At 68.6% G+C, this 20,069-nt stretch carries 16 protein-coding genes and 1 pseudogene; 14 read left to right on the forward strand and 3 right to left on the reverse strand.

Annotation, left to right across the window (positions count from 1 at the left end; translation table 11 throughout):
- Window positions 1-18 precede the first annotated feature (18 nt).
- The 6 genes from C3481_RS09595 to C3481_RS09620 all read left to right on the forward strand — a co-directional run bounded on the left by C3481_RS09595 (window position 19) and on the right by C3481_RS09620 (window position 6,785).
- Window positions 19-1,452: a CCA tRNA nucleotidyltransferase gene (locus C3481_RS09595; protein ID WP_103841833.1), complete on the forward strand. Its 1,434-nt coding sequence runs from the start codon at window positions 19-21 to the stop codon at window positions 1,450-1,452.
- 78 nt (window positions 1,453-1,530) lie between these two features.
- Complete coding sequence (locus C3481_RS09600) at window positions 1,531-2,859, forward strand: GAF domain-containing protein (RefSeq protein ID WP_103841835.1); 1,329 nt, start codon at window positions 1,531-1,533, stop codon at window positions 2,857-2,859.
- A 74-nt stretch (window positions 2,860-2,933) separates the two neighbouring features.
- On the forward strand, window positions 2,934-3,470 hold the full coding sequence (locus tag C3481_RS09605; RefSeq protein ID WP_205630172.1) for a putative glycolipid-binding domain-containing protein: 537 nt from the start codon (window positions 2,934-2,936) through the stop codon (window positions 3,468-3,470).
- Window positions 3,471-3,498: 28 nt separating this feature from the next.
- Window positions 3,499-5,661, forward strand: a complete 2,163-nt coding sequence (gene malQ, locus C3481_RS09610) for a 4-alpha-glucanotransferase (RefSeq protein WP_219817649.1) — start codon at window positions 3,499-3,501, stop codon at window positions 5,659-5,661.
- Between the two features lie 85 nt (window positions 5,662-5,746).
- Entirely contained in the window at window positions 5,747-6,256 is a 510-nt protein-coding gene (locus C3481_RS09615; RefSeq protein WP_103841837.1) for a DUF2231 domain-containing protein, read from the forward strand.
- Window positions 6,257-6,269: 13 nt separating this feature from the next.
- Window positions 6,270-6,785, forward strand: coding sequence for a DUF2231 domain-containing protein (locus C3481_RS09620; protein ID WP_023953464.1), 516 nt, complete (start codon window positions 6,270-6,272; stop codon window positions 6,783-6,785).
- 70 nt (window positions 6,786-6,855) lie between these two features.
- Here C3481_RS09620 and C3481_RS09625 read toward each other — a convergent pair whose 3' ends face one another.
- Window positions 6,856-10,530 (reverse strand): family 43 glycosylhydrolase, encoded by a 3,675-nt coding sequence (locus C3481_RS09625; protein WP_103841839.1) that lies wholly within the window; start codon window positions 10,528-10,530, stop codon window positions 6,856-6,858.
- A 268-nt stretch (window positions 10,531-10,798) separates the two neighbouring features.
- Here C3481_RS09625 and C3481_RS09630 point away from each other — a divergent pair, with 268 nt between their 5' ends.
- Entirely contained in the window at window positions 10,799-12,346 is a 1,548-nt protein-coding gene (locus tag C3481_RS09630) for an aldehyde dehydrogenase family protein (RefSeq protein WP_071918848.1), read from the forward strand.
- 19 nt (window positions 12,347-12,365) lie between these two features.
- Complete coding sequence (locus tag C3481_RS09635; RefSeq protein ID WP_103841841.1) at window positions 12,366-12,770, forward strand: DUF779 domain-containing protein; 405 nt, start codon at window positions 12,366-12,368, stop codon at window positions 12,768-12,770.
- A 15-nt stretch (window positions 12,771-12,785) separates the two neighbouring features.
- Here C3481_RS09635 and C3481_RS09640 read toward each other — a convergent pair whose 3' ends face one another.
- On the reverse strand, window positions 12,786-13,301 hold the full coding sequence (locus C3481_RS09640; protein WP_103841843.1) for a putative immunity protein: 516 nt from the start codon (window positions 13,299-13,301) through the stop codon (window positions 12,786-12,788).
- Window positions 13,302-13,514: 213 nt separating this feature from the next.
- On the opposite strand from C3481_RS09640, the gene C3481_RS16430 reads away from it, so the two are divergent.
- The gene (locus tag C3481_RS16430) at window positions 13,515-14,399 is read left to right on the forward strand and encodes a hypothetical protein (RefSeq protein ID WP_146053638.1); all 885 of its coding nucleotides are present in this window, start codon (window positions 13,515-13,517) and stop codon (window positions 14,397-14,399) included.
- The gene (locus tag C3481_RS09645; RefSeq protein ID WP_083990461.1) at window positions 14,396-14,743 is read left to right on the forward strand and encodes a GntR family transcriptional regulator; all 348 of its coding nucleotides are present in this window, start codon (window positions 14,396-14,398) and stop codon (window positions 14,741-14,743) included. The genes C3481_RS16430 and C3481_RS09645 overlap by 4 nt, the downstream gene beginning before the upstream one ends.
- 514 nt (window positions 14,744-15,257) lie before the next feature.
- Here the strand turns inward: C3481_RS09645 and C3481_RS09655 are convergent.
- Window positions 15,258-15,404, reverse strand: a pseudogene (locus C3481_RS09655) (hypothetical protein); the annotation flags it as partial.
- Window positions 15,405-15,876: 472 nt separating this feature from the next.
- Here C3481_RS09655 and C3481_RS09660 point away from each other — a divergent pair.
- Genes C3481_RS09660 through C3481_RS09675 form a run of 4 tightly spaced genes read left to right on the forward strand, consistent with a single transcriptional unit; the run spans window position 15,877 to window position 20,036 of the window.
- On the forward strand, window positions 15,877-16,926 hold the full coding sequence (locus C3481_RS09660; protein ID WP_064955303.1) for a LacI family DNA-binding transcriptional regulator: 1,050 nt from the start codon (window positions 15,877-15,879) through the stop codon (window positions 16,924-16,926).
- Complete coding sequence (locus C3481_RS09665; protein WP_023953486.1) at window positions 16,923-17,867, forward strand: carbohydrate ABC transporter permease; 945 nt, start codon at window positions 16,923-16,925, stop codon at window positions 17,865-17,867. Before C3481_RS09660 ends, C3481_RS09665 begins: the two co-directional genes overlap by 4 nt.
- Entirely contained in the window at window positions 17,864-18,703 is an 840-nt protein-coding gene (locus C3481_RS09670; RefSeq protein WP_023953487.1) for a carbohydrate ABC transporter permease, read from the forward strand. The genes C3481_RS09665 and C3481_RS09670 overlap by 4 nt, the downstream gene beginning before the upstream one ends.
- Window positions 18,704-18,746: 43 nt before the next feature.
- Window positions 18,747-20,036 (forward strand): ABC transporter substrate-binding protein, encoded by a 1,290-nt coding sequence (locus C3481_RS09675; protein ID WP_103841845.1) that lies wholly within the window; start codon window positions 18,747-18,749, stop codon window positions 20,034-20,036.
- Window positions 20,037-20,069: the final 33 nt, after the last annotated feature.

Genomic DNA, 20,069 nt, shown 5'->3' on the forward strand with positions numbered 1-20,069 from the left:
CCCGGTAGGCTCGGACGCATGCTGAACATGGCCGAGGGTGTCGCGCGCCTGGGCGCCCTGGCAGCATCTCCGGTCGTCTCGACACTCGCCGGCGCTTTCGAGCGTGCGGGCTTCGAGCTGGCGATCGTCGGCGGTCCCGTACGAGATGCGTTGCTGGGGCGCGCGACCAACGACCTCGACTTCACGACGAACGCCCGACCCGACGACATCCTGCGCATCGTCGAGCCCCTGGCGACCGCGACGTGGGACATCGGCCGCGCCTTCGGCACGATCGGTGCGAAGGTGCGCGGCGAGCAGATCGAGATCACGACCTACCGAGCGGACAGCTACGACGGCGTGACCCGAAAGCCGACCGTCGAGTTCGGTGACACGCTCGAGCAGGATCTCGCGCGCCGGGATTTCACCGTCAACGCCATGGCGCTGCGTGTTCCGGGACCCTCGCTCGTCGACCCGACGGGCGGGGTCGAGGATCTCGTCGCGACGACGCTGCGGACGCCCAGCGATCCCGCCGTGAGCTTCGGCGACGACCCGCTGCGGATGCTGCGTGCCGCCCGCTTCGCTTCTCAGCTCGGCTTCTCGCTCGATCCCGCCACAGAGCAGGCGATGACCGAGCTGCGTGAGACGCTCTCGATCGTGAGCCCCGAGCGGGTGCAGGGCGAGCTGGTGAAGCTGCTGCGCACCGACGACCCCGCACGCGGCATCCGGCTGCTCGTCGACACCGGCCTCATGCAGCTCGTGCTGCCCGAGGTGCCGGCGCTGCGCCTCGAGATCGACGAGCACCATCACCACAAGGACGTTTACGAGCACTCGCTGACGGTGCTGCGCCAGGCGATCGAGCTCGAGCACGAGCGTAACCCCGGCGCGGAGCCCGACGTGGTGCTGCGCCTCGCGGCGCTCCTCCACGACATCGGCAAGCCCGCGACGCGCAAGCTCGAGCCCGGCGGGGGAGTGAGCTTCCACCACCACGACATCAAGGGGTCCCGGATGGCGCGCAAGCGCCTGCAGGCCCTGCGCTTCGACTCCGACACGATCTCGTCGGTGAGTCGCCTCGTCGAACTGCACCTGCGGTTCTTCGGTTACTCGGAAGGCGCCTGGACGGATTCGGCCGTCAGGCGCTACGTCCGCGACGCGGGTGACGAACTCGAGCGACTGCACATCCTCACGCGCGCCGACGTCACGACGCGGAACAAGCGCAAGGCCGCTCGCCTGAAGTCGGCGTACGACGACATCGAGCGACGCATCGACGAGCTGGCGGCCGCGGAAGAGCTCGGCGCCATGCGCCCGGAGCTCGACGGCAACCGCATCCAGGCGATCCTCGGCATCGGCCCCGGCCGCGAGGTGGGCGAGGCGTACCGGTTCCTGCTCGACATCCGGCTCGACGAGGGCATGATCGGTGAGGATGCCGCGGAGCGTCGCCTGCGGGAGTGGTGGAGAGTGCGCTCCGACGCGTGACGAGTCGACGAGCCCTACCGCGACGAGCCCGTCCGGCTTAGGCTGAGGGCGCTCCTTCACCGCCGATCGGAGTCGCCCGTGTCCTCGTCGTGGTCCGCGCAGTGGGATGTCGCACCCGAGTCGTCCCGTCTGCTGATCGAGCGCGCGCACGACGAGCTGTTGGCCGGAACCGATGCCGAGCGCCGTCTGCAGGACGTGCGGTCGCTCGTCCGCGATTCGTGGCGCCGGTCGATGGCGAACCTCGTCGGTGCCGAGGCGCTGCCCCCGCTCGAGTTCGACGAGCGCGCCCTCGCCGCCTACCGCAGCGCCCACCCGCTCGCCGGTGTCATGGACATGGTCCGTGCGCTGCTCGTCCCGAGCCCGGACTCCGGGGTCGTCGTCGCCGTCGGGGATGCCGCCGGCCGGCTGCTCTGGGTCGAGGGCGACACGAGCGTCCGAACCCTGACGGGCGACATGGGCTTCGTCGCGGGGGCCAACTGGTCGGAGTCCGCCGTGGGCACCTCGGCACCGGGGACGGCCCTGCAGCTCGACCGATCGGTGCAGATCCGGGGCGCCGAGCACTTCAACCGTCTCGTGCAGCCCTGGTCCTGCACGGCCGCTCCCGTGCACGACCCGGAGACCCGCCGACTGCTCGGGGTCATCGACGTGACCGGCCGTGCAGAGGCCGCGAGTCCGCAGGCACGGCTGCTCGTCGACGCGACGGCACGTGCGATCGAGAGCGAGGTTCTCGTCGCCCGGCTGCGCTCTCGGACAGAGCGTCCGCGCGGCTTCACGCGATCCCGGAGTCGCGTGGGCTCGGTGCCGACGGCGTCGACTCTCCGCGTTCTCGGCAGGGACCGTGCGCTCCTCGAGATCGCCGGCGTCGGCGGTGAGCGGGTCGTCGAGGTGTCGGCCCGGCACGCCGACATCCTGCTGATGCTTGCGACGCACCGGCAGGGCCTGTCGGCGGAGCGGCTCGCGGAGCTCGTCTACGGTCCCGACGCCACCGACACCCTCCGCCCGGAGCTGGTGCGGCTGCGGCGGGTGCTCGAACGAGCCGCGCCGCATCTCGTACCGCTGTCGCGGCCCTACCGTCTGCCCGCTGACCTCGAGACCGATGCGCAGCAGGTGGCGTCGCTGCTCGACCGTGGTGCGCACCGCGTCGCGCTCGCGGCGTATCCGGGCCCCGTCCTGCCCGACTCGTGCGCTCCCGGAACCGAGGAGGTGCGCAACCGCCTCCGGGCGTCGCTCCGCGAAGCGCTGATGGCCGAAGCATCGGTGGACGTCCTCCTGGCATACCTCGAGACGGACGAGGCCACCGACGACGCGGAGATTCTCCAGCTATGCCTGCGACTGCTGCCGGCGCGGTCGCCGAAGCGGGCGGGCATCGTCGCACGGCTGACCGCGCTCGGCAACCCCGACGAGTGACCGTTCCGTCGCCGCCGAGCCGCTGACAGGATGGCGACGCGATGTTGCACGTGAAACATCGGGAGGAGGCACGCGTGAGAACGACACGGATCTCATGGACCGGCATCGGGTCCGTCGAGACGATCGAGCGATGCACCACGGAATATTCCGATGACGGCATCCGCATCGTCGGAGAGGTCGACGGCGGTGACGAGCCGTGTCGGTATGCCGTCAGTCTCGCGCCCGACGGCACCCTCCGCCACGCGACGATCGCATCGGGCGACCGCACGACGCAGATCGAGCATGTCGACGGCGCTTGGACGGTCGACGGTGAGGAGCGACCCGACCTCGCCGGCGCGACCGACGTCGACATCACCGCGACCCCCGCCACCAATGCGCTCCCGATCCGGCGCCTCGGACTCGCCGTCGGGAGCCGCGCCGACATCGAGGTGGCCTGGGTGCAGGTTCCGTCGCTCGAGGTGCGGCTCGGGCGGCAGCGCTACACCCGCGTCGGCCCGCGCGCATACTGCTTCGAGTCTCGCGACCGCGAGTTCCGACGCACGCTCACTGTCGACGCGGACGGATTCGTGCTCAGCTACCCCGGCCTGTTCGAGCGGGTGACGGGTTCGTGAGAGCCGCACAGAGCGAGGAGACGAGGACATGACGATGAGCGACGCGCCCACTGCCGACGACGCCCCCGGCGAGGCGCTCGTCTCACTGGCCGAGGCCTACGGGATCGCGACGGAGTACTGGTCGTTCTCCGGCGAGCAGGTCCACGTGCCCGGCACGACCCTGCGCGCGGTGCTCGCCGCGATGGGCGTCGTGGCGGACGACGACGAGGCCGTCGAGCGCGCCCTCGCCGAGCGCGCGGCGGAACCATGGCGACGACTCGTGGCGGCGTCGACGGTCGTGCGTCAGGGCACCGGGTCGATCGAGCTGCACGTCGCCGACGGCTCCGACGTCGAGGTCGTGCTCGTGCTGGAGGACGGTTCGATCCGTCCCCTGCCGATAGCCGAGCAGCAACCGGTCGCCCGCAGCGTCGACGGCCGGACGCGCTGGCGGGTGCGGGTCGCCGTGCCCGCCGACGTCCCGCTGGGGTGGCACACGGTGCAGGCGCGGCAGTATGGCGGAGCAGATGAGCTCCTCGCGAGCGGCACGCTCATCGTCACGCCACCGCGATTGACACCGCCCCCGGCCGACTCGGGACGCCGCTCGTGGGGCCTGATGGCTCAGCTCTACTCGGTGCGTTCGCATCGGTCGTGGGGGATGGGGGACTTCGCCGACCTGGCCGACCTCGCCGCTATCGCGGGGGAATCCGGTGCCGACTACCTCCTGATCAACCCGGTGCACGCTGCGGAGGTGACCACACCGATCGAGCCGTCACCGTACCTGCCGTCGTCGCGGCGGTTCCTCGCTCCGCTCTACATCCGCCCCGAGCTCATTCCCGAATCGGCATACCTCTCGAATCGGGCACGGGAACGGTTCATGCAGCTGAACCGGAGCGCCAGCTCGACCGACGGAGATCCCGAGCGCATCGACCGCGACCTCGTCTGGACCGCCAAGCGCGAGGCGCTCGGGCTCATCCATGACGTACCCCTCTCGCCGGCGCGACGCGCTCGACACGATGCTTTCGCTCGCTCCCAGGGCGCCGCCCTCGCCGACTTCGCGCTGTGGTGCGCGGTCCGCGAGCACGAGGCGGCGACCGGCGACCGGCTGCCGGAGGGCATCGCGATCGACGATCCCGCGGTGCTGGAGCTGCGTGACAGACTGTCGGACCGCATCGCGTTCCACGTGTGGCTGCAATGGGTCGTCGACGAGCAGCTCTCGGATGCCGCCGCGGCGGCATCAGCATCCGGAATGCGGATCGGGATCATGCACGACCTCGCGGTGGGCGTCTCGACGGCCGGGTCCGACGCATGGTCGCTGCGCGACCTCTACGCCCCGGGCGTCGTCGTGGGCGCACCCCCCGACATGTACAACCAGCAGGGTCAGAACTGGAATCAGCCGCCGTGGCTGCCGCAAGCCCTCGCCGAGCACGCCTACGCGCCCCTGCGCGACATGCTCCGGTCGCTTCTGCGCCATGCGGGCGCCCTGCGCATCGACCACATCCTCGGCTTCTTCCGCCTGTGGTGGATCCCCGAGGGGCTCGGCCCGGGGGAGGGCACCTACGTCCGATACGACCACGAGGCGATGATCGGCGTTCTCGCTCTCGAAGCGCACCGGGCCGGAGCACTCGTCATCGGCGAGGACCTCGGTCTCGTGGAGCCGTGGGTGCGCGACTATCTCGCGGAGCGCGGCATCCTCGGAACGTCGGTCCTGTGGTTCGAGACCGATGACGACGGCGGGCCACTCGCTCCCGAGCGGTACCGCACCGACGTGCTCGCCACCGTCAACACGCATGATCTGCCGCCCACGGCCGGATATCTCGACGGCGAACATGTCGCGCTGCGCGCACGGCTCGGTCTGCTCACGCGGTCGGTCGACGACGAGCTCGCGGATTTCGAGCGCGAGCGCGACCGGATGCTGGCGGAGCTGCGCTCGCGCGGACTGATCTCCGATGGCGCGAGCGAGCAGGAGGTCGTCGAGGCGCTTCACGTCTTCCTCGCCGCATCGCCCTCGCGGCTGCTCGGCGTCTCGCTCGTCGACGCCGTCGGCGAGAAGCGCGTGCAGAATCAGCCGGGAACCGACGACGAGTATCCCAACTGGCAGGTGCCATTGGCGGATGCTGCCGGGCGGGCGGTGATGCTCGACGAGCTCGCGTCGCTTCCGCGATATCGCTCGTTGGTCGACGCCGTGGAGCGGGCGCTGCGCTCCGTCTCGTAGAGGTCGTGCGCCGGGCTTGTCAACCCGGTACGTGCGACACCGGGCCTCGCCCGTACGGTCAGGGCGTCGAACGAGAGGAGACGCCATGGTCGACACCGCACCCCTCACGCGGGCGAAGTACCCGCGGTCGCTCATCGCGGGGCCCTACGGGCACCCGTTCCATGCGATCGCGATCATCCTGCCGATCGGCGCCTGGGTGTCGGCATCCGTCTTCGACGTCATCGCCGTCGCGAGTCCCGATGCCGCCGTCTTCGCCCTCGGCGCCCGCATCCTCATCGCGATCGGTCTTCTGGGTGCCGTCGTGGCCGCTGTGCTGGGGCTGATCGACTGGAGCAGCATCCCCAGAGCCACCCCCGCGCGGGCCACGGGGCTGACCCACATGATCCTGAACCTCATCGCGATGGCGGTGTTCGCCGGCAGCCTCGCCCTGCGCGTCGACGAAGAGACGGTGCCGACCCTCGCGATGATCGCGAGCTTCGTCGGGCTGGCCCTGCTGTCGGTGTCGGGGTGGCTCGGCGGCAAGCTCGCCCACACCTTCGGCGTCCGCGTCGCGACCGAGACGACCCAGGCCGAGGGCCTGGAACCGCTGCCCTGACCGAGGAGAGATGATGACCGACCTGGACACCCGTCCCGACAAGCGGCCTGCGAACCCCCTGGCAGGTCCCTACGGACACCCGTTCCACCCGATCGCCGTCACGATTCCGATCGGGGCGTGGATCGCGAGCTTCGTGTTCGACATCATCGGCCTCATCGTCGCCGACCCCACCCCGTACGCCGTGGGTTCGCGCGTCCTCATCGGGATCGGTCTCGTCGGCAGCCTCGTCGCCATCGTGCTCGGCATCTTCGACTACCTCCGCATCCCCGATCGGACGCGCTCGTCGAGCACCGCCACGATCCACATGGGGCTCAACTTCGTGGTGTGCGGTGCGTATCTGTTCCAGCTCTTCCTGCGGACCTCCACCGACGACATCCCCATCGCCGGGGTGATCTTCAGCGCCGTGAGCCTGCTGATCCTCAGCGCGTCGGGATGGCTCGGCGGCAAGCTCGCCTACCGCTACGGCGTGCGCGTGGCTCACGAGTCGAAGCAGGCGGAGGGCTTCGTCACGCGACGCAGCCGGCGCTGAGCGCTGGTGAAACGGGCGGCGACCTTCGGGAGAGAAGGCCGCCGCCCGTTCACGGCGGCGTGCGCCGGTGTCAGGCGGTGCCGGCCCGGCGTGCGGGTCGGATCGACCACAGGACGCCTCCCGCGACGAGCATGAGCGCAGCCAGCAACGCGGCGCCGAGCGGCGCCTGAGCGCCGGTGACGGCCAGCTGCCCGGAGGCGGTCACGGTGATCGGCACGCTGCCGATCACCTGACCGTCGGCGCCGAAGACCACGATCGTGTGACTGCCCGTAGCCAGATCGGCAGGGATGCGGACGTCGAACGCGACGCGCCCGTTCGCATCGGCGGTGGGGATGCCGGTGACCCGGATCGGGTCGCTCCGCAGTTCGGCGGCCACCTGTTCGCCGGAGTCGAGTCCGGTCACCGTCACCCGCACGGACTGCCCGCGCTCGACCGTCGTCGCCGAGACCGAGACGACCGGCGCCGTGGTGCCGGGCTCGGTCGGGTTGGGCTCGGTCGGGTTGGGCTCGGTCGTGCCGGGCACCTCGCGGGGATCGACGCTCGCGAGCGTCGGCGTCACCGTCTGGAACAGTCCGTCCTCACCGATCTCGAGGCGATCGATCGTCGTCTCGCGGTTGGTGCCGTTGCCGCCGGGGATCGCGAACCGGTGGTAGGCGATGTACCACTCGTCCGTTCCCGGGACGTTGATGATCGAGCTGTGGCCGGTGCCGAGGATGCCCTGCGACGGGTCTTTCTGCAAGAGGATGCCGCGGTAGGTCCACGGCCCGTCGATGCTCGTCGACGTCGCGTAGCCGACGCGGTAGTTCTCCGAACCGGTGTCGTCGATCGAGTACGTCAGGTGGTACGTCCCGTCGCGGTAGTTCAGGAAGAGTCCCTCGCGGAAGTCGGGCAATCCGTCGATGGGCCGGATCGTCTCCTCCTCGACGCTCAGCATGTCGTCGGACAGCTCGCCGTAGACGGGTCGTCCGTTGCCCCAGAAGAGGTACGACTTGCCGGTCTCGGGGTCGGTGAACGCGGCCGGATCGATCGCCTGACCGCTGTTGACGGCCTCGGCGTTGGTGATCATCGGCTCCGCCCGCGCGGTGAACGGTCCTTCGGGACTGTCGGCGACGGCGACGCCGATCATCTTGCGGCTCGCATTCGGCTCATGCCCGCTGAAGTAGAAGTAGTACTTCTCGCCCTTCTCGATGATCGTAGGAGCCCACGCGTTTCCCGTGGCCCACGGCACGTTTCCGTTCGCGCCGTCGAGCGTCAGGATCGGCTCGTCCGACCGGGTCCAGTCGATCAGGTTCTTCGACGTCCAGACGTAGAACGTGTTGCCGGCCCAGCCCGGCGTGCCGTCGGTGGTCGCGTAGATGTAATAGGTGTCGCCGAACACGGCGATGTTCGGGTCGGCGTACAGCCCCGGCAGCACCGGACTCTTCATCTCCACGGCCACGAGCGTCCAGACGACGCCGGGCTGTTCCGGTGTGGTGAGCGTGACCGTGGCGGGCGTGCTCAGGTCGTGCACGGTGCCCGACGCGGGTGTGGCGGTGGTGCCGGATGCTGTGGTGAACACGGGGCGCAGCTGCGTGAGATCCGTGCCGCGGTTCACCGGGAACACGACCGTGCGGGCGTCGGTGTCGACCAGCGGTGCGACCTTGAGGGCACCGGCATCCTGCAGGCTGACGGCCCCGAGCGCTGCGGTGTTGCCGGAGTTCTGCACGATCTCTTCGGCGCTCAGAGCGCGGTTGTACAGCGCGAACTCGCGCATCTGCCCGCGGAAGAGGTTGTCGGCGTCGTAGACCGACTTGCCCAGGTAGTTCGCGAGCGTGCTGCCGCCGCCGATGTCCCCGGGGCGCACCGTCACGTCGGTGTTCTCGGCGACCTGCTGACCGTCGAGGTACAGCCGTGCCGTGTTCCCGCTCAGCGTGTAGGTGAGGTGCACCCAGCGGTCGCGGGGAAGCGCCGCGCCCGACGTGACGTTCTGCTCGCCGCTCCAGTTTCCGGTGGTCAGTGCCGCGCGGTACTGGTCGCCGGTCGAGAACAGGTAGCCGTTGCCGGCACCGTCGCCGCCGGTGTTGCCGAAGCCGTAGAGGAAGTACGGAGTGCGCTGGGCCGGGTCGATCCGCAGTTCGGCCTCGACCGTGATGTCGTCGACGCCGACGAGGACGTTGTCGGGCAGGTCGACGTAGTCGTCGGTGCCGTCGAAGGCGAGCGCGCCGTCGGCGAACGTCGCTCCGCCGCGCACCTGAGCGTCACGCCCGGCGCCGGAACGGTCGTGCAGCACGGCGCCTGCGGCATCCGTGAAGTCGTAGTGCAGCAGCTCGCCCTTCTCGTTGGCCGCGAGGGGCTGCGGCAGGTCGGCACGCAGCGCCTCGAGCTCGGCCGCGGTCACGGGCATGACCGTGCCGTGGCGCGGGCTCGCCGGAAGGCGGTAGCTCGCCGGCACCTGCCAGTCCGGCGCGTCGAGGTCGTCGGTTCCCAGGGGGATGTAGCCGCGTCCGCCGTACTCGTCGACGAAGAGGTAGTAGTTCGAACCGGAGGTGTCGCCGGGGTTGGCCGCGAAGATGGTCGGGCCTTCGACGGCACCGAGGCCCGCATCGCGACCGATGCAGCTGTCGATCAGCTTCCAGGCGGGGTCGCCGGGGTTCCAGCCGGGAGCGTTGCGATCGTCGACGGCGGTCAGGCTGGACGAGGACTCCTGGATGATGTCGCGGCATCCGGTCGTGCTGGCTTCATCCTTCGTGAACCGGTAGTACGTGCCGTTGTCCTCGAGCACCGTGGAGTCGATGCGCGATGCTCCGAAGTCCTGCCAGACCTTCGGCTCGCTGAACGTCGTGAAGTCGCGCGTGGTCGCGTACATCATGGTCTGGTAGAAGCTGCCCGTGTGGTTCGGGTCGTCCTCGCCGAAGAGCGACGATGCCCAGAACACGACGTACTCGCCGAGTGTCTCGTCGTAGTACGCCTCGGGCGCCCAGGTGTTGCCCGCGTTGTCGGGGGCGACGCGGACGTGGCGCTGCTCGCTCCAGGTGACGAGGTCGTGCGACTCCCACACCTCGAGGTACTTCGAACCCTGCGTCTGCGCTCGGCCCCAGTCGCCGTTCCGCCCGATGGAGAGGTCGGTGGCGATGAGGTAGAACGTGTCGCCCTCGGGGGATCGGATGAGGAACGGGTCGCGCAGGCCCCGCTCGCCCTCCGTGGAGGTGAGCGTCGGCTGGCCACCGTTGAGCTCGGTCCACGACAGCGCGTCGTTGCCGTTGCTGGCGGCGAAGTAGATGTTCTCGCCCGCCACGGAGTTTCCCGTGAAGTAGGCGAAGGTGTAGCCCTCGAAGGCTCCGATGTTCGCGGCCTTGCGCACCGCGGCCGGGAAGGAGCGGGTGAGCGTCGACGCGCCCTTCGTCACGGATGCCGTCAGCGCGACGGTGGTGTCTTCCCCGGGACGCGTGACGATGCCGTCAGCGGTGATGACACTCGTGTCGGCCGACGACCAGGTCACGTCGAGTCCCCGCGACGTCGTCGGCAGCGTGAGGTTGCCGCGCACGTCGTCGATGTTCGTGACGGTGAGGGCGTCGAGGGCGGCCTGCGCGGCCTGATCGTCGGGGGTATCGACGAGCGCGACCTGCCCGGAATGCTGAAGTGGTCCGGCAGCCTGAGCTGCGGCGGGAACGACGAGCGGCGCGGCCACGAGTGCAGCGACGAGCGGGACGGCGAGCGTCCAGGGATGGTGTCGGCGCCAGGGCGCCGGGCGAGTGGATGCGGGCACGGGGGAACCTCTCGTATGCGACGTTGCATGGCCGTCAGCTCTGACGACGCTGAAATGTTAGCGCTCACAATTGCCGCAGCGCCAGTGCGCTGCATCCGGCCCTGCCGACGCCGAGGACGCGCATCTGCAGGGTGTTGACTCCCCAGAACCGTGCGGATGCGCCTCCTCGCCGTTGCCGGACGAGCCGTGCAACGCGTTGCAACGTGGCGCGGCGTAGCGTGCCCGACACCACCGCAGCACCGGCGCTGCGGGGAGTCGAGGAGATGACATGACCATCGTCGAAGAGGGCGTCTCGAGCGTCTACGCCGCTCCCGGTCAGCGTGGAGCCGTCGCAGAGTATCGAGCCCGCTACGGGCACTACATCGGCGGCGAGTTCGTCGAACCCGTCAAGGGGCAGTACTTCGAGAACATCACGCCCGTCACCGGAAAACCGTTCTGCGAGGTGGGTCGCGGCACCGTCGAAGATATCGACCGTGCCGTCGACGTCGCCTGGCAGGCGTTCGCGTCGTGGAAGAAGACCACGCCGGCCGAGCGCGCCGTCATCCTGAACAAGATCGCCGACCGCATGGAGCAGCACCTCGAGAAGATCGCGGTGGCCGAGACATGGGAGAACGGCAAGCCCGTCCGCGAGACGCTCGCCGCCGACATCCCCCTCGCGATCGACCACTTCCGCTACTTCGCGGGGGTTCTGCGCGCCCAGGAGGGCTCGCTCAGCCAGATCGACGAAGACACCGTCGCCTATCACTTCCACGAGCCGCTCGGCGTGGTGGGGCAGATCATCCCGTGGAACTTCCCGATCCTCATGGCGACGTGGAAGCTCGCGCCCGCGCTCGCCGCCGGCAACTGCGTCGTGCTGAAGCCCGCCGAGCAGACGCCCGCGTCGATCCTGTTCCTCTTCGAACTGATCGGCGACCTGCTGCCCGCCGGCGTCGTGAACATCGTCAACGGTTTCGGCATCGAGGCGGGCGCGCCGCTCGCGCAGCACCGCCGCATCCGCAAGGTCGCGTTCACGGGCGAGACGACGACGGGGCGATTGATCATGCAGTACGCCTCGCAGAACCTCATCCCCGTCACGCTCGAACTCGGTGGCAAGAGCGCCAACGTGTTCTTCGAGGATGTCGCGCGCGAGCGCGACGACTACTACGACAAGGCCCTCGAGGGGTTCACGTTCTTCGCGCTCAACCAGGGCGAGGTGTGCACGTGCCCGTCGCGGGCGCTCATCCAGCGGTCGGTGTACGACTCGTTCCTCGGCGACGGCCTCGACCGCGTCGGCAAGATCGTGCAGGGCAACCCGCTCGACCCGGCGACGATGATCGGTGCGCAGGCATCCAATGATCAGCTCGAGAAGATCCTGTCGTACATCGACATCGGCAAGGCCGGGGGAGCGAAGCTGCTCGCCGGCGGCGAGCGGGTCGACCTCGGCGGCGAGCTGAGCGGCGGGTACTACGTCGCCCCGACGGTCTTCGAGGGCACGAACGACATGCGCATCTTCCAAGAGGAGATCTTCGGTCCGGTCGTCTCGGTGACGAGCTTCGACGACTTCGACGACGCGATCGGCATCGCGAACGACACCCTGTACGGACTCGGCGCCGGCGTCTGGAGCCGCTCGGGCGACACCGCCTACCGGGCCGGCCGTGCGATCGAGGCCGGGCGCGTGTGGACGAACACCTACCACCAGTACCCCGCGCACGCCGCTTTCGGCGGGTACAAGCAGTCGGGCATCGGTCGCGAGAACCACCTCAAGATGCTCGACCACTACCAGCAGACGAAGAACCTCCTCGTGTCGTACGCCGAGGGCGCGATGGGCTTCTTCTGAGCCGCATCCACTCATCGACATGTCGAACGACACGTACAGCAGGGTCGCGGTGACCGACGCCGCCGCGGCCCTGCTGCGCGACCTCACCGCCCAGCACGGGCCGCTGATGTTCCATCAGTCGGGCGGATGCTGCGACGGCTCGGCCCCCATGTGCTACCCCGTCGGGATGTTCCTGACCGGCCCCGCCGACGTGAAGCTCGGCGAGCTCGACGTCGGCCTTGACGACCCGATCGAGGTGTTCATCTCGCTCGCGCAGTTCGAGTACTGGAAGTACACGCACATCACGATCGACGCGGTGCCGGGTCGCGGCGCCGGCTTCAGCGTGGAAGGGCCGACCGGGATGCGGTTCATCATCCGGTCGCGCATGCTCGACGACGCCGAGCTGATGGCCTTCGGACTGGCGCCGGCATCGCCGTCGTCGTAGGGCGATGATTGCGTCTCAGGCCTGGCCTCGGATCGCGACGTCGAGCTCGGCCATGAGCCGCGAGAGCCGGGAAGACCCGCTTGGAGCCGCCGGGTACCGGCGGAGGATAGCCGGCACCGGCTCGCTGACCACACCAGCCAAAGAGCCGATGTCGGCTGCGCCGGTTCGCAACTCGGAAACTCGTGCGGCGCACGCGGCAGCTCGAAGGATGTGGCCGACCTGGGTTGCCGTAGCGATGGGGTGAAGATACGCGGCGGCGGCGGCATCGCCGCAGGCGAGCGCGGCGAGCTGTGCCGCCTCGCCTTCGACTTCTTTCGCGGCCCGGTGCGCTGCGAAAGCCGAGACCCGCTGCAGGTTCGACCGCGGGCTGCCCGCAATGAACACGTGCGCCGCGTCCAGAGCTTCCTGCGGACGAGAGTCATCAGGCGCGGCTGCTGCAAACTCCGGTAAAACGCGCGTAGCGCACGCAGCTGCGAATCCAACAACCGCTCGCAGCTCGTCCACCGTCAGATCGAAGTCGCCCACCGCCATGCAGCCCATCCTCTCGCTCCTCACGAAGGGCCTCAGAGAATGGATGCCGGCACGGTCTGACGATCAAGATTCTTGTGCGGCGGCGGCAGCGCGTCGACGGGTGTGCCGACAGCTCGACCGCGACAGCCGATCAATCTCGAGTCTGAAGCTCGCCGGAGTTATTGTTCTAAGCAGCTAGTACACTTTGTACGGCATGCCTAGTACACTGAAGCCATGGATTGGCTCATCTTCATCCGGCTCTGGCTCCCCTGGATCCTGGCTGCCCTGCTGGTGAGCGTGCTCGTAGCCGGATCCCGTCGATCTGGACCACACAAGCCCACGGCGGCGTCACGCGTAGATAGCGTCATCGCAGTGGCGGCGTTGGCACTGGTTGCGCTGTGGATGGGCGCGATGGCCGCGCATCGCGGATTGTCGGACGCACTATGGGAAGCACGATTCGGCTATCCGATCATGTGCGGAGTCGTCGCCGTAGTCGTCTTGCTTGTCTCCTACCGAGGCGCCTCACCTGGTGCAACCGTCGACCTCACTCCGAGGCATGTTTGGACCTTCGCCCCACGTAGTGCGTTCATCGGTCTTGGCGCAGCTCTCACGCTGATGGTCGTGCTTGCCCTTACCGCCGGCGGTGTCTCGGAGCCCGATGAGGCAGGCGCGTACCGCGTTTTCAATGTGTCGTTCGGCGAGGCGACGACGCGGGTTGAAATCTACGGTTGGCACTATTCGGTGCCAGCGCTTGCCCTCGCTCTTTTCATGGTCGCGGGACTATATGTCTACATGCGCCGCATCGCTCGACCAGCCTGGGGATCCGACCGAGACGCAGATCAAACCGCTAGATTCGGTCGGGGTCGGAACGCCGTTCTTATCGCCAGCGGCGCCCTGCTGCTCCATCTTGGTTTCGTCTTCCAGTCGCTTAGCGCCACTTCATCTGTACGGATCGAAATCGAGGGGGATACCAACCTCTCGACGGGGACTACGTTCGCTGCGCTGGCCGAAGCTCTCGCGTTCATGGGGCTGGCAGCTACCACAGCCGGGCTAGCTTGCTGGATGTACGTGGCCGTAAGGGGAATGTTAGTCACGAGCCGACCGGCCGCGCAGTCATGAGAATCGGGATCACCTCAGGCGAAGGATCGCCGTCCGAGCAGATTCGAAGTCAGATCCGTGGCCTCATCGTCTCAGGCCAGCTTGCAGCGGGAGAATCACTGCCCACGGTCCGTCAGCTGGCACGCGACCTTGCTGTATCACCAGCCACAGTCGCGAAGGCCTATCGCACTCTAGAGGGAGAGGGGCTCATCGAAACCCGTGTCGGTTCGGGTACTCGCGTCTCTGAAGCCGCACCCGCACCGCCGATCGTGGTAGTCAAAGCAGCTCGTAACCTCATCGCGGCAAGCAAACGAAGCGATATCTCGTTGGACGACGCAATACGTATTGTTCGCGCTTCATGGTGACATAGACGAGGTTGCGGCGGTGCCCTGAAACGACACCGCCGCAACACAGGGTCGCTAATTCCGGAATGGTGCAATTGCGCCGCCCTGGACGATCTATAGAATTGCCCACGGCTGCGCGACGTACGTCGTCGGGTGGGATGCCGTAGGTGCGTTGAGCTCGCGCCGATCGCAGCTCCTCGCCAGTGGCCGAGCCCGACGACTCGCGCCGCATCGCCGTGCCGGCGAAGGTCACAATGTCCTCGGGGGCTTTGAACGGCCCACGATCAGGGCAGCGCCGCTTGCGAGCCGGCGACGGACTGAGCGGCAAGCCATAGTCCGAGGCCCGCCGACCGGGCAGTTTCGGACATCGATGCGGCGATATCGCCGGAGTCGCTGTTCGTCGATGAGGAGCTGGGCGAACTCGTCGACGAACACCACATCGGGTGTCTTTGCCTCTGCGGGTGAGCCTCGCGCTCATGTAACGACGGAGGTCGACAAGCATCAGGTCACCCACGGTGGCCTGGGCTCGGTCGGAGGTGCCGGCGATCGGCGGGTCGCCGTCGCTGCGACGCACCGGTCGGGCCTGCCCGGTGATCATCGACTCGTCCATGCTGGCCGAGCCCTGCACGATGCGCCCATCCGCGGGAACGCGTCCGCCGGGGCGCACCACCACGACATCCCCGCGAGGATCAGCATGATCCAGAACGACTGCCGGAACTGGCCCACACGATCGCCGTGTCCGACGTGATCGTGGCTCATCGTCGCGTGGTCATGTGCCGTGGTGAGCGCATCGCCGTGGTCTCGTCCGCGGCGTGATGGCTGTGTTCGTCGCGCTGTCCCATCGGAACCGCCTGGCCGGATGCGCCCCCAGCGTTCGCGTCATTCGGGCCGCGGTCAGTGCAAGCGGGCGTCGCGTGCCCCTCGGGTTACGGAGGACGCGTCGTCATGGTCCCCGTATACCCCCCCCAGGGCTACAGATCTCCGGGCTGTTCACATCCCCGTGCCAGCGTTGTCTCCCGCGGCGCGAGCCCGCCGCGACCTCAGGCTCGGATCCAGGGGTCTGATGGTCCGAATGCTTGACAGGCGAGGGTCGGGGGTGAGAACGTTTACAACGTCCAGCGTTGGAAACGTTTACAACCGCTCGAGGGAGAGCCATGGTCCGCGTCACGATCACGCAGGTCGCCGCCCGCGCCGGCGTCTCCGTCGCGAGTGCGTCGCGAGCGCTGAACGGACTCGTCGCGAGTCCCGAGACCGCGGCGAAGGTCCGGGATGCTGCGCGTGAACTCGGCTACGTCGCCGATGCCACGGCGCAATCGCTGAAGCGGGGCCGCACGTTGCAGCTGGGCTTCGCCGTCGCCGACATCGGCAACCCGGTCTACGTCGAGATGATGGCCGCGGTTGAACAGGTGGTCTCCGCATCCGGATACCGCCTGCTGCTGTCGTCGACCGGCACGTCGTCGTCTTCGGTGGATGTCGTCCGCGACCTCGGTCGCGGCTATGTCGACGGGCTGATCCTGTCGCCCCTGCGCGTCACCGACGAGCTGCTCACCGCGCTCGCCGCCGCTCCGATCCCGTTCGTCGTCCTCGGCCGGCTGCCCGCCTCGGCCGACTTCGACACCGTGCGCGCCGACTCTCCGACGGCGATGCGGCTCGTCGTCGACCACCTCGTCGCCCAGGGGCGTCGCGACATCGCGTTCATCAACGGCCCGACCGACACCACCCCGGGCGTCATGCGCCGCGACGGTTTCATCGCGGCGGTGGACCGGTACGACGACCTGCGGACGCGGCACGTCGACGCCGCCGACTTCACGATCGCCGCGGGCTACGACGCGGCGCTCCCGCTTCTCGACCGGCCCGACCGGCCGACAGCGGTGGTCGCGGCGAACGACCTGATCGGCGTCGGAGTCCTGCGTGCCGCCGAAGACCTCGGCCTGCAAGTCCCGGCCGATCTCGCCGTCACCGGCCTCGACAACACCGAGCTCGCCGAGGTCGTCCGCCCCGGGCTCACGAGCGTCGACCTCGGCGCCAAGGAGCGCGGTCGCGCCGCTGCCGAGATGCTCCTCGCCCGGATCGCCGACGACACCCGGCCGGCCCGCACCGTCACGGTTCCGCCCGCGCTGGTCGTGCGCGGGTCGACGTCGGCGTCCATCCCCGCGGCGCTCCAGCGCCCCGAGCCCATCGATGAGGAGAGGGCACACGGATGACCACGCTCGCAGAGACGAAGACGTCCTCGCGCCCACCCCGCGTCCGGCAGATCGGACCGCGCGCCCGCGCGCAGCGCAAAGAGGCGATCGCCCTCGTCGCCCCCGCGCTCCTGCCGATCATCATCTTCTCGGTCATCCCGCTCGTCAGCGGAGTGCTCCTCGGATTCACGGATGCCACGCTCGCGCGCAACGCCGAGATCTCGTTCATCGGGCTCGACAACTTCATCGAGCTCGCCGGCGACCGTCGGTTCTGGCAGTCGTTCGGCATCGGCATCGTGTGGGCGGGGTCGGTCGCCCTCCTCACCCTGGTGAGCGCGATGGGCCTTGCTCTGCTGCTCAACAGCAACCTGCGGCTGAAGGGCCTGACCCGCGTTCTCGCACTCATCCCCTGGGCGATGCCGCCGGTGGTCATCGCGATCGTCTGGCGGATGATCTACAACCCCAACTCGGGCCCGCTCAACGGCGTGCTCGGCTGGCTCGGCATCCCGGGAGTGAACTGGCTCGGCGACTTCTCGACCGCTCTCCCGGCCGTGATCGTCGTCGGCGTCTGGGCCGGCATCCCGCAGACGACCGTGCTGCTCCTCGCGGGCATGCAGTCGATCGCCCCCGAGCAGCACGAGGCTGCGGCCGTCGACGGCGCGGGAGCCGTCCGCCGGTTCTGGCACGTCACGCTGCCCGCCCTGCGGCCCGTCATCATCGCGGTCACCGCGCTCGACTTCATCTGGCAGTTCAACTCGTTCGGGCTGATCTACGTGCTGACCGAGGGCGGCCCGGGCGGCCGCACGATGATCCCGCCGCTGTTCACCTACCTCGAGGCGTTCCGCAACCGCGAGATCGGGTACGCGTCGGCGATGGGCAACGTCCTCGTCGTCGCGATCCTGGTGATCCTCTCGCTGTACCTGATCAACCAGTTCCGGCAGAACAAGGGGGCCCGCAAGTGACCACCAAGCGCCCCCTGTACGCGACCGTCCTGATGTACCTGGCGCTCGCGGGCTACCTGATCTTCCTGGGCTTTCCGCTGCTGTGGCTGCTGTCGGCGTCGTTCAAGTCGACACGCGAGCTGAACTCGCTCGCGGTGAACCTCATCCCGCAGCAGTGGGATTTCGGCAACTACATCGCCGCGCTCGAGCGGCAGAACCTGATCACCGCGGCCGGCAACTCGGTGCTCGTCTCGATCGTCACGATGATCGTCGCGGTGCTCCTGTCGATGCCGATGGCGTACGCCCTCGCCCGGCTGAAGGGCCGGCTGCGCGCGGCCGGCACGGTGTGGATCCTCGTGAGCCAGGTGTTCCCGACGATCCTCATCATCATTCCGCTGTTCCTCGTGCTGCGGAGCCTGCAGCTGAACGACACCCTCTTCGGCCTCATCCTCGTCTACGTCACCTTCACGATGCCGTTCACGCTCTGGATGCTGCAGGGGTACGTCGCGGCGATCCCGCCGGAGCTCGAGGAAGCGGCCGAGATGGACGGCGCCGGCCGGTTCACGATCCTTCGCACCGTGATCCTGCCGCTGCTGATGCCGGGCCTGGTCGCCACGGCGATGTTCACCTTCGTCTCGGCCTGGAACGAGTTCTTCCTCGCGCTCGTGCTCATCCAGAGCCCGGAGCTGTACACGCTGCCCATCGCGCTGCGCTCGTTCCTCGGCGCCGAGGGGCAGACCCAGCTGGGGCCGCTGGCCGCCGGCGCCATCCTCGCCACGATCCCGTCGCTCATCATCTTCGGGATCCTGCAGAAGAAGCTCACCGGCGGCATGCTCGCCGGTGCCGTCAAGGGCTGACCTCCCCGTGACGACGAAACCCGAAAACCAGAAAGGCCACACCATGAGAAGAATCCGCGGCATCGGCGCCGTCGTATTCGTGGGCATCGCAGCCGTCGCGCTCGCAGGATGCCAGCAGGGCAGCGCGAACGACAGCGGGGGAGACGGCGACGTCGTCACCCTCCAGTTCCAGTCGCTCTCGGACCAGCCCGCGACCCAGGCGGCCATCAGCGAGATCGTCGACGCCTGGAACGCCGAGCACGACGACGTCCAGGTCAAGATCATCCAGGCCGGCTGGGACGGCACCTACGACAAGCTGATCACCCAGTTCTCGGGCGGCACCGCGCCCGACATCATCCACTTCGAGGCGAGCTCGATCGTGTCGTTCGCGGCCGACGGCTACCTCGCCGACCTGACCGACCTCATCGACCCCGAGCTGAAGTCGGACATCTCCGACGGCATCTGGGAGTCGGTGACCCACGACGGTCAGATCGTCGCGTACCCCTCGACGCTCCAGTCGTACATGGCGTTCGCGAACGCCGACCTGCTGGCCGAGGCCGGGGTCGAGGTGCCCACGGGCGACACGATGACCTGGGATCAGCTCCAGGAGATCGCGAAGGCGACGACGACGGCAGACCACTACGGCCTCGGCTGGGGTCTCGGTTCGCCCACCGCGACGATGATGAGCCTGTCGATGGGCTTCGACGGCGGCTACTTCGACGGCGAGGGCGACGACGTGACGATCGAGGTCGGCGACGACGAGCTCGCCGTGCCCGAGCGCATCCACGAGATGGCCTACACCGACCGGTCGATCGACCCGACCTCGCTCACGCAGTCGGGCTCGGACGTGCTCCCGTCGTTCTACGGCGGCAAGGTCGCGTTGACGGTGCAGGGCTCGTTCCAGGCGACGAACATCGCAGCGGACGCTCCCGAGGGCCTCAACTGGGTCGCGCTTCCGCCGCTCGAAGGATCGGCCGGTGCCATCCAGGCCGCGAACCCGCAGACGTACTCGGTGAACATCGACTCGGAGCACGTGGAGGAGTCGGCGGAGTTCCTGAACTTCTTCATGGACGGCGAGAACCTCGCGAAGATCGCTTACGCCGATGCGCTCATCCCCTCGTCGGGTGCCGCGCGCACGCAGGTCGCCGAGCTCGCCGGCGACGACGCTGCCTGGAAGCAGGTGCTCGCGTCGGGCGAGGGCCTGGAAGGTCCGCCGTTCCTGAAGGTGTCGAAGTACACCGAGTGGAAGGACACGATCGCGACGCCGGCGTTCCAGCAGTACCTGGCGGACCAGATCGACCGCGACCAGCTCGCCGCGCAGCTCAGCGACGGCTGGACCGACGTCGCCGGTTGACGATCCGCGGGGGCGGGTCGATCCGATCCGCCC

The sequence above is a fragment of the Microbacterium sp. Ru50 genome, assembly GCF_002920555.1.
Classification (GTDB): domain Bacteria; phylum Actinomycetota; class Actinomycetes; order Actinomycetales; family Microbacteriaceae; genus Microbacterium; species Microbacterium arborescens.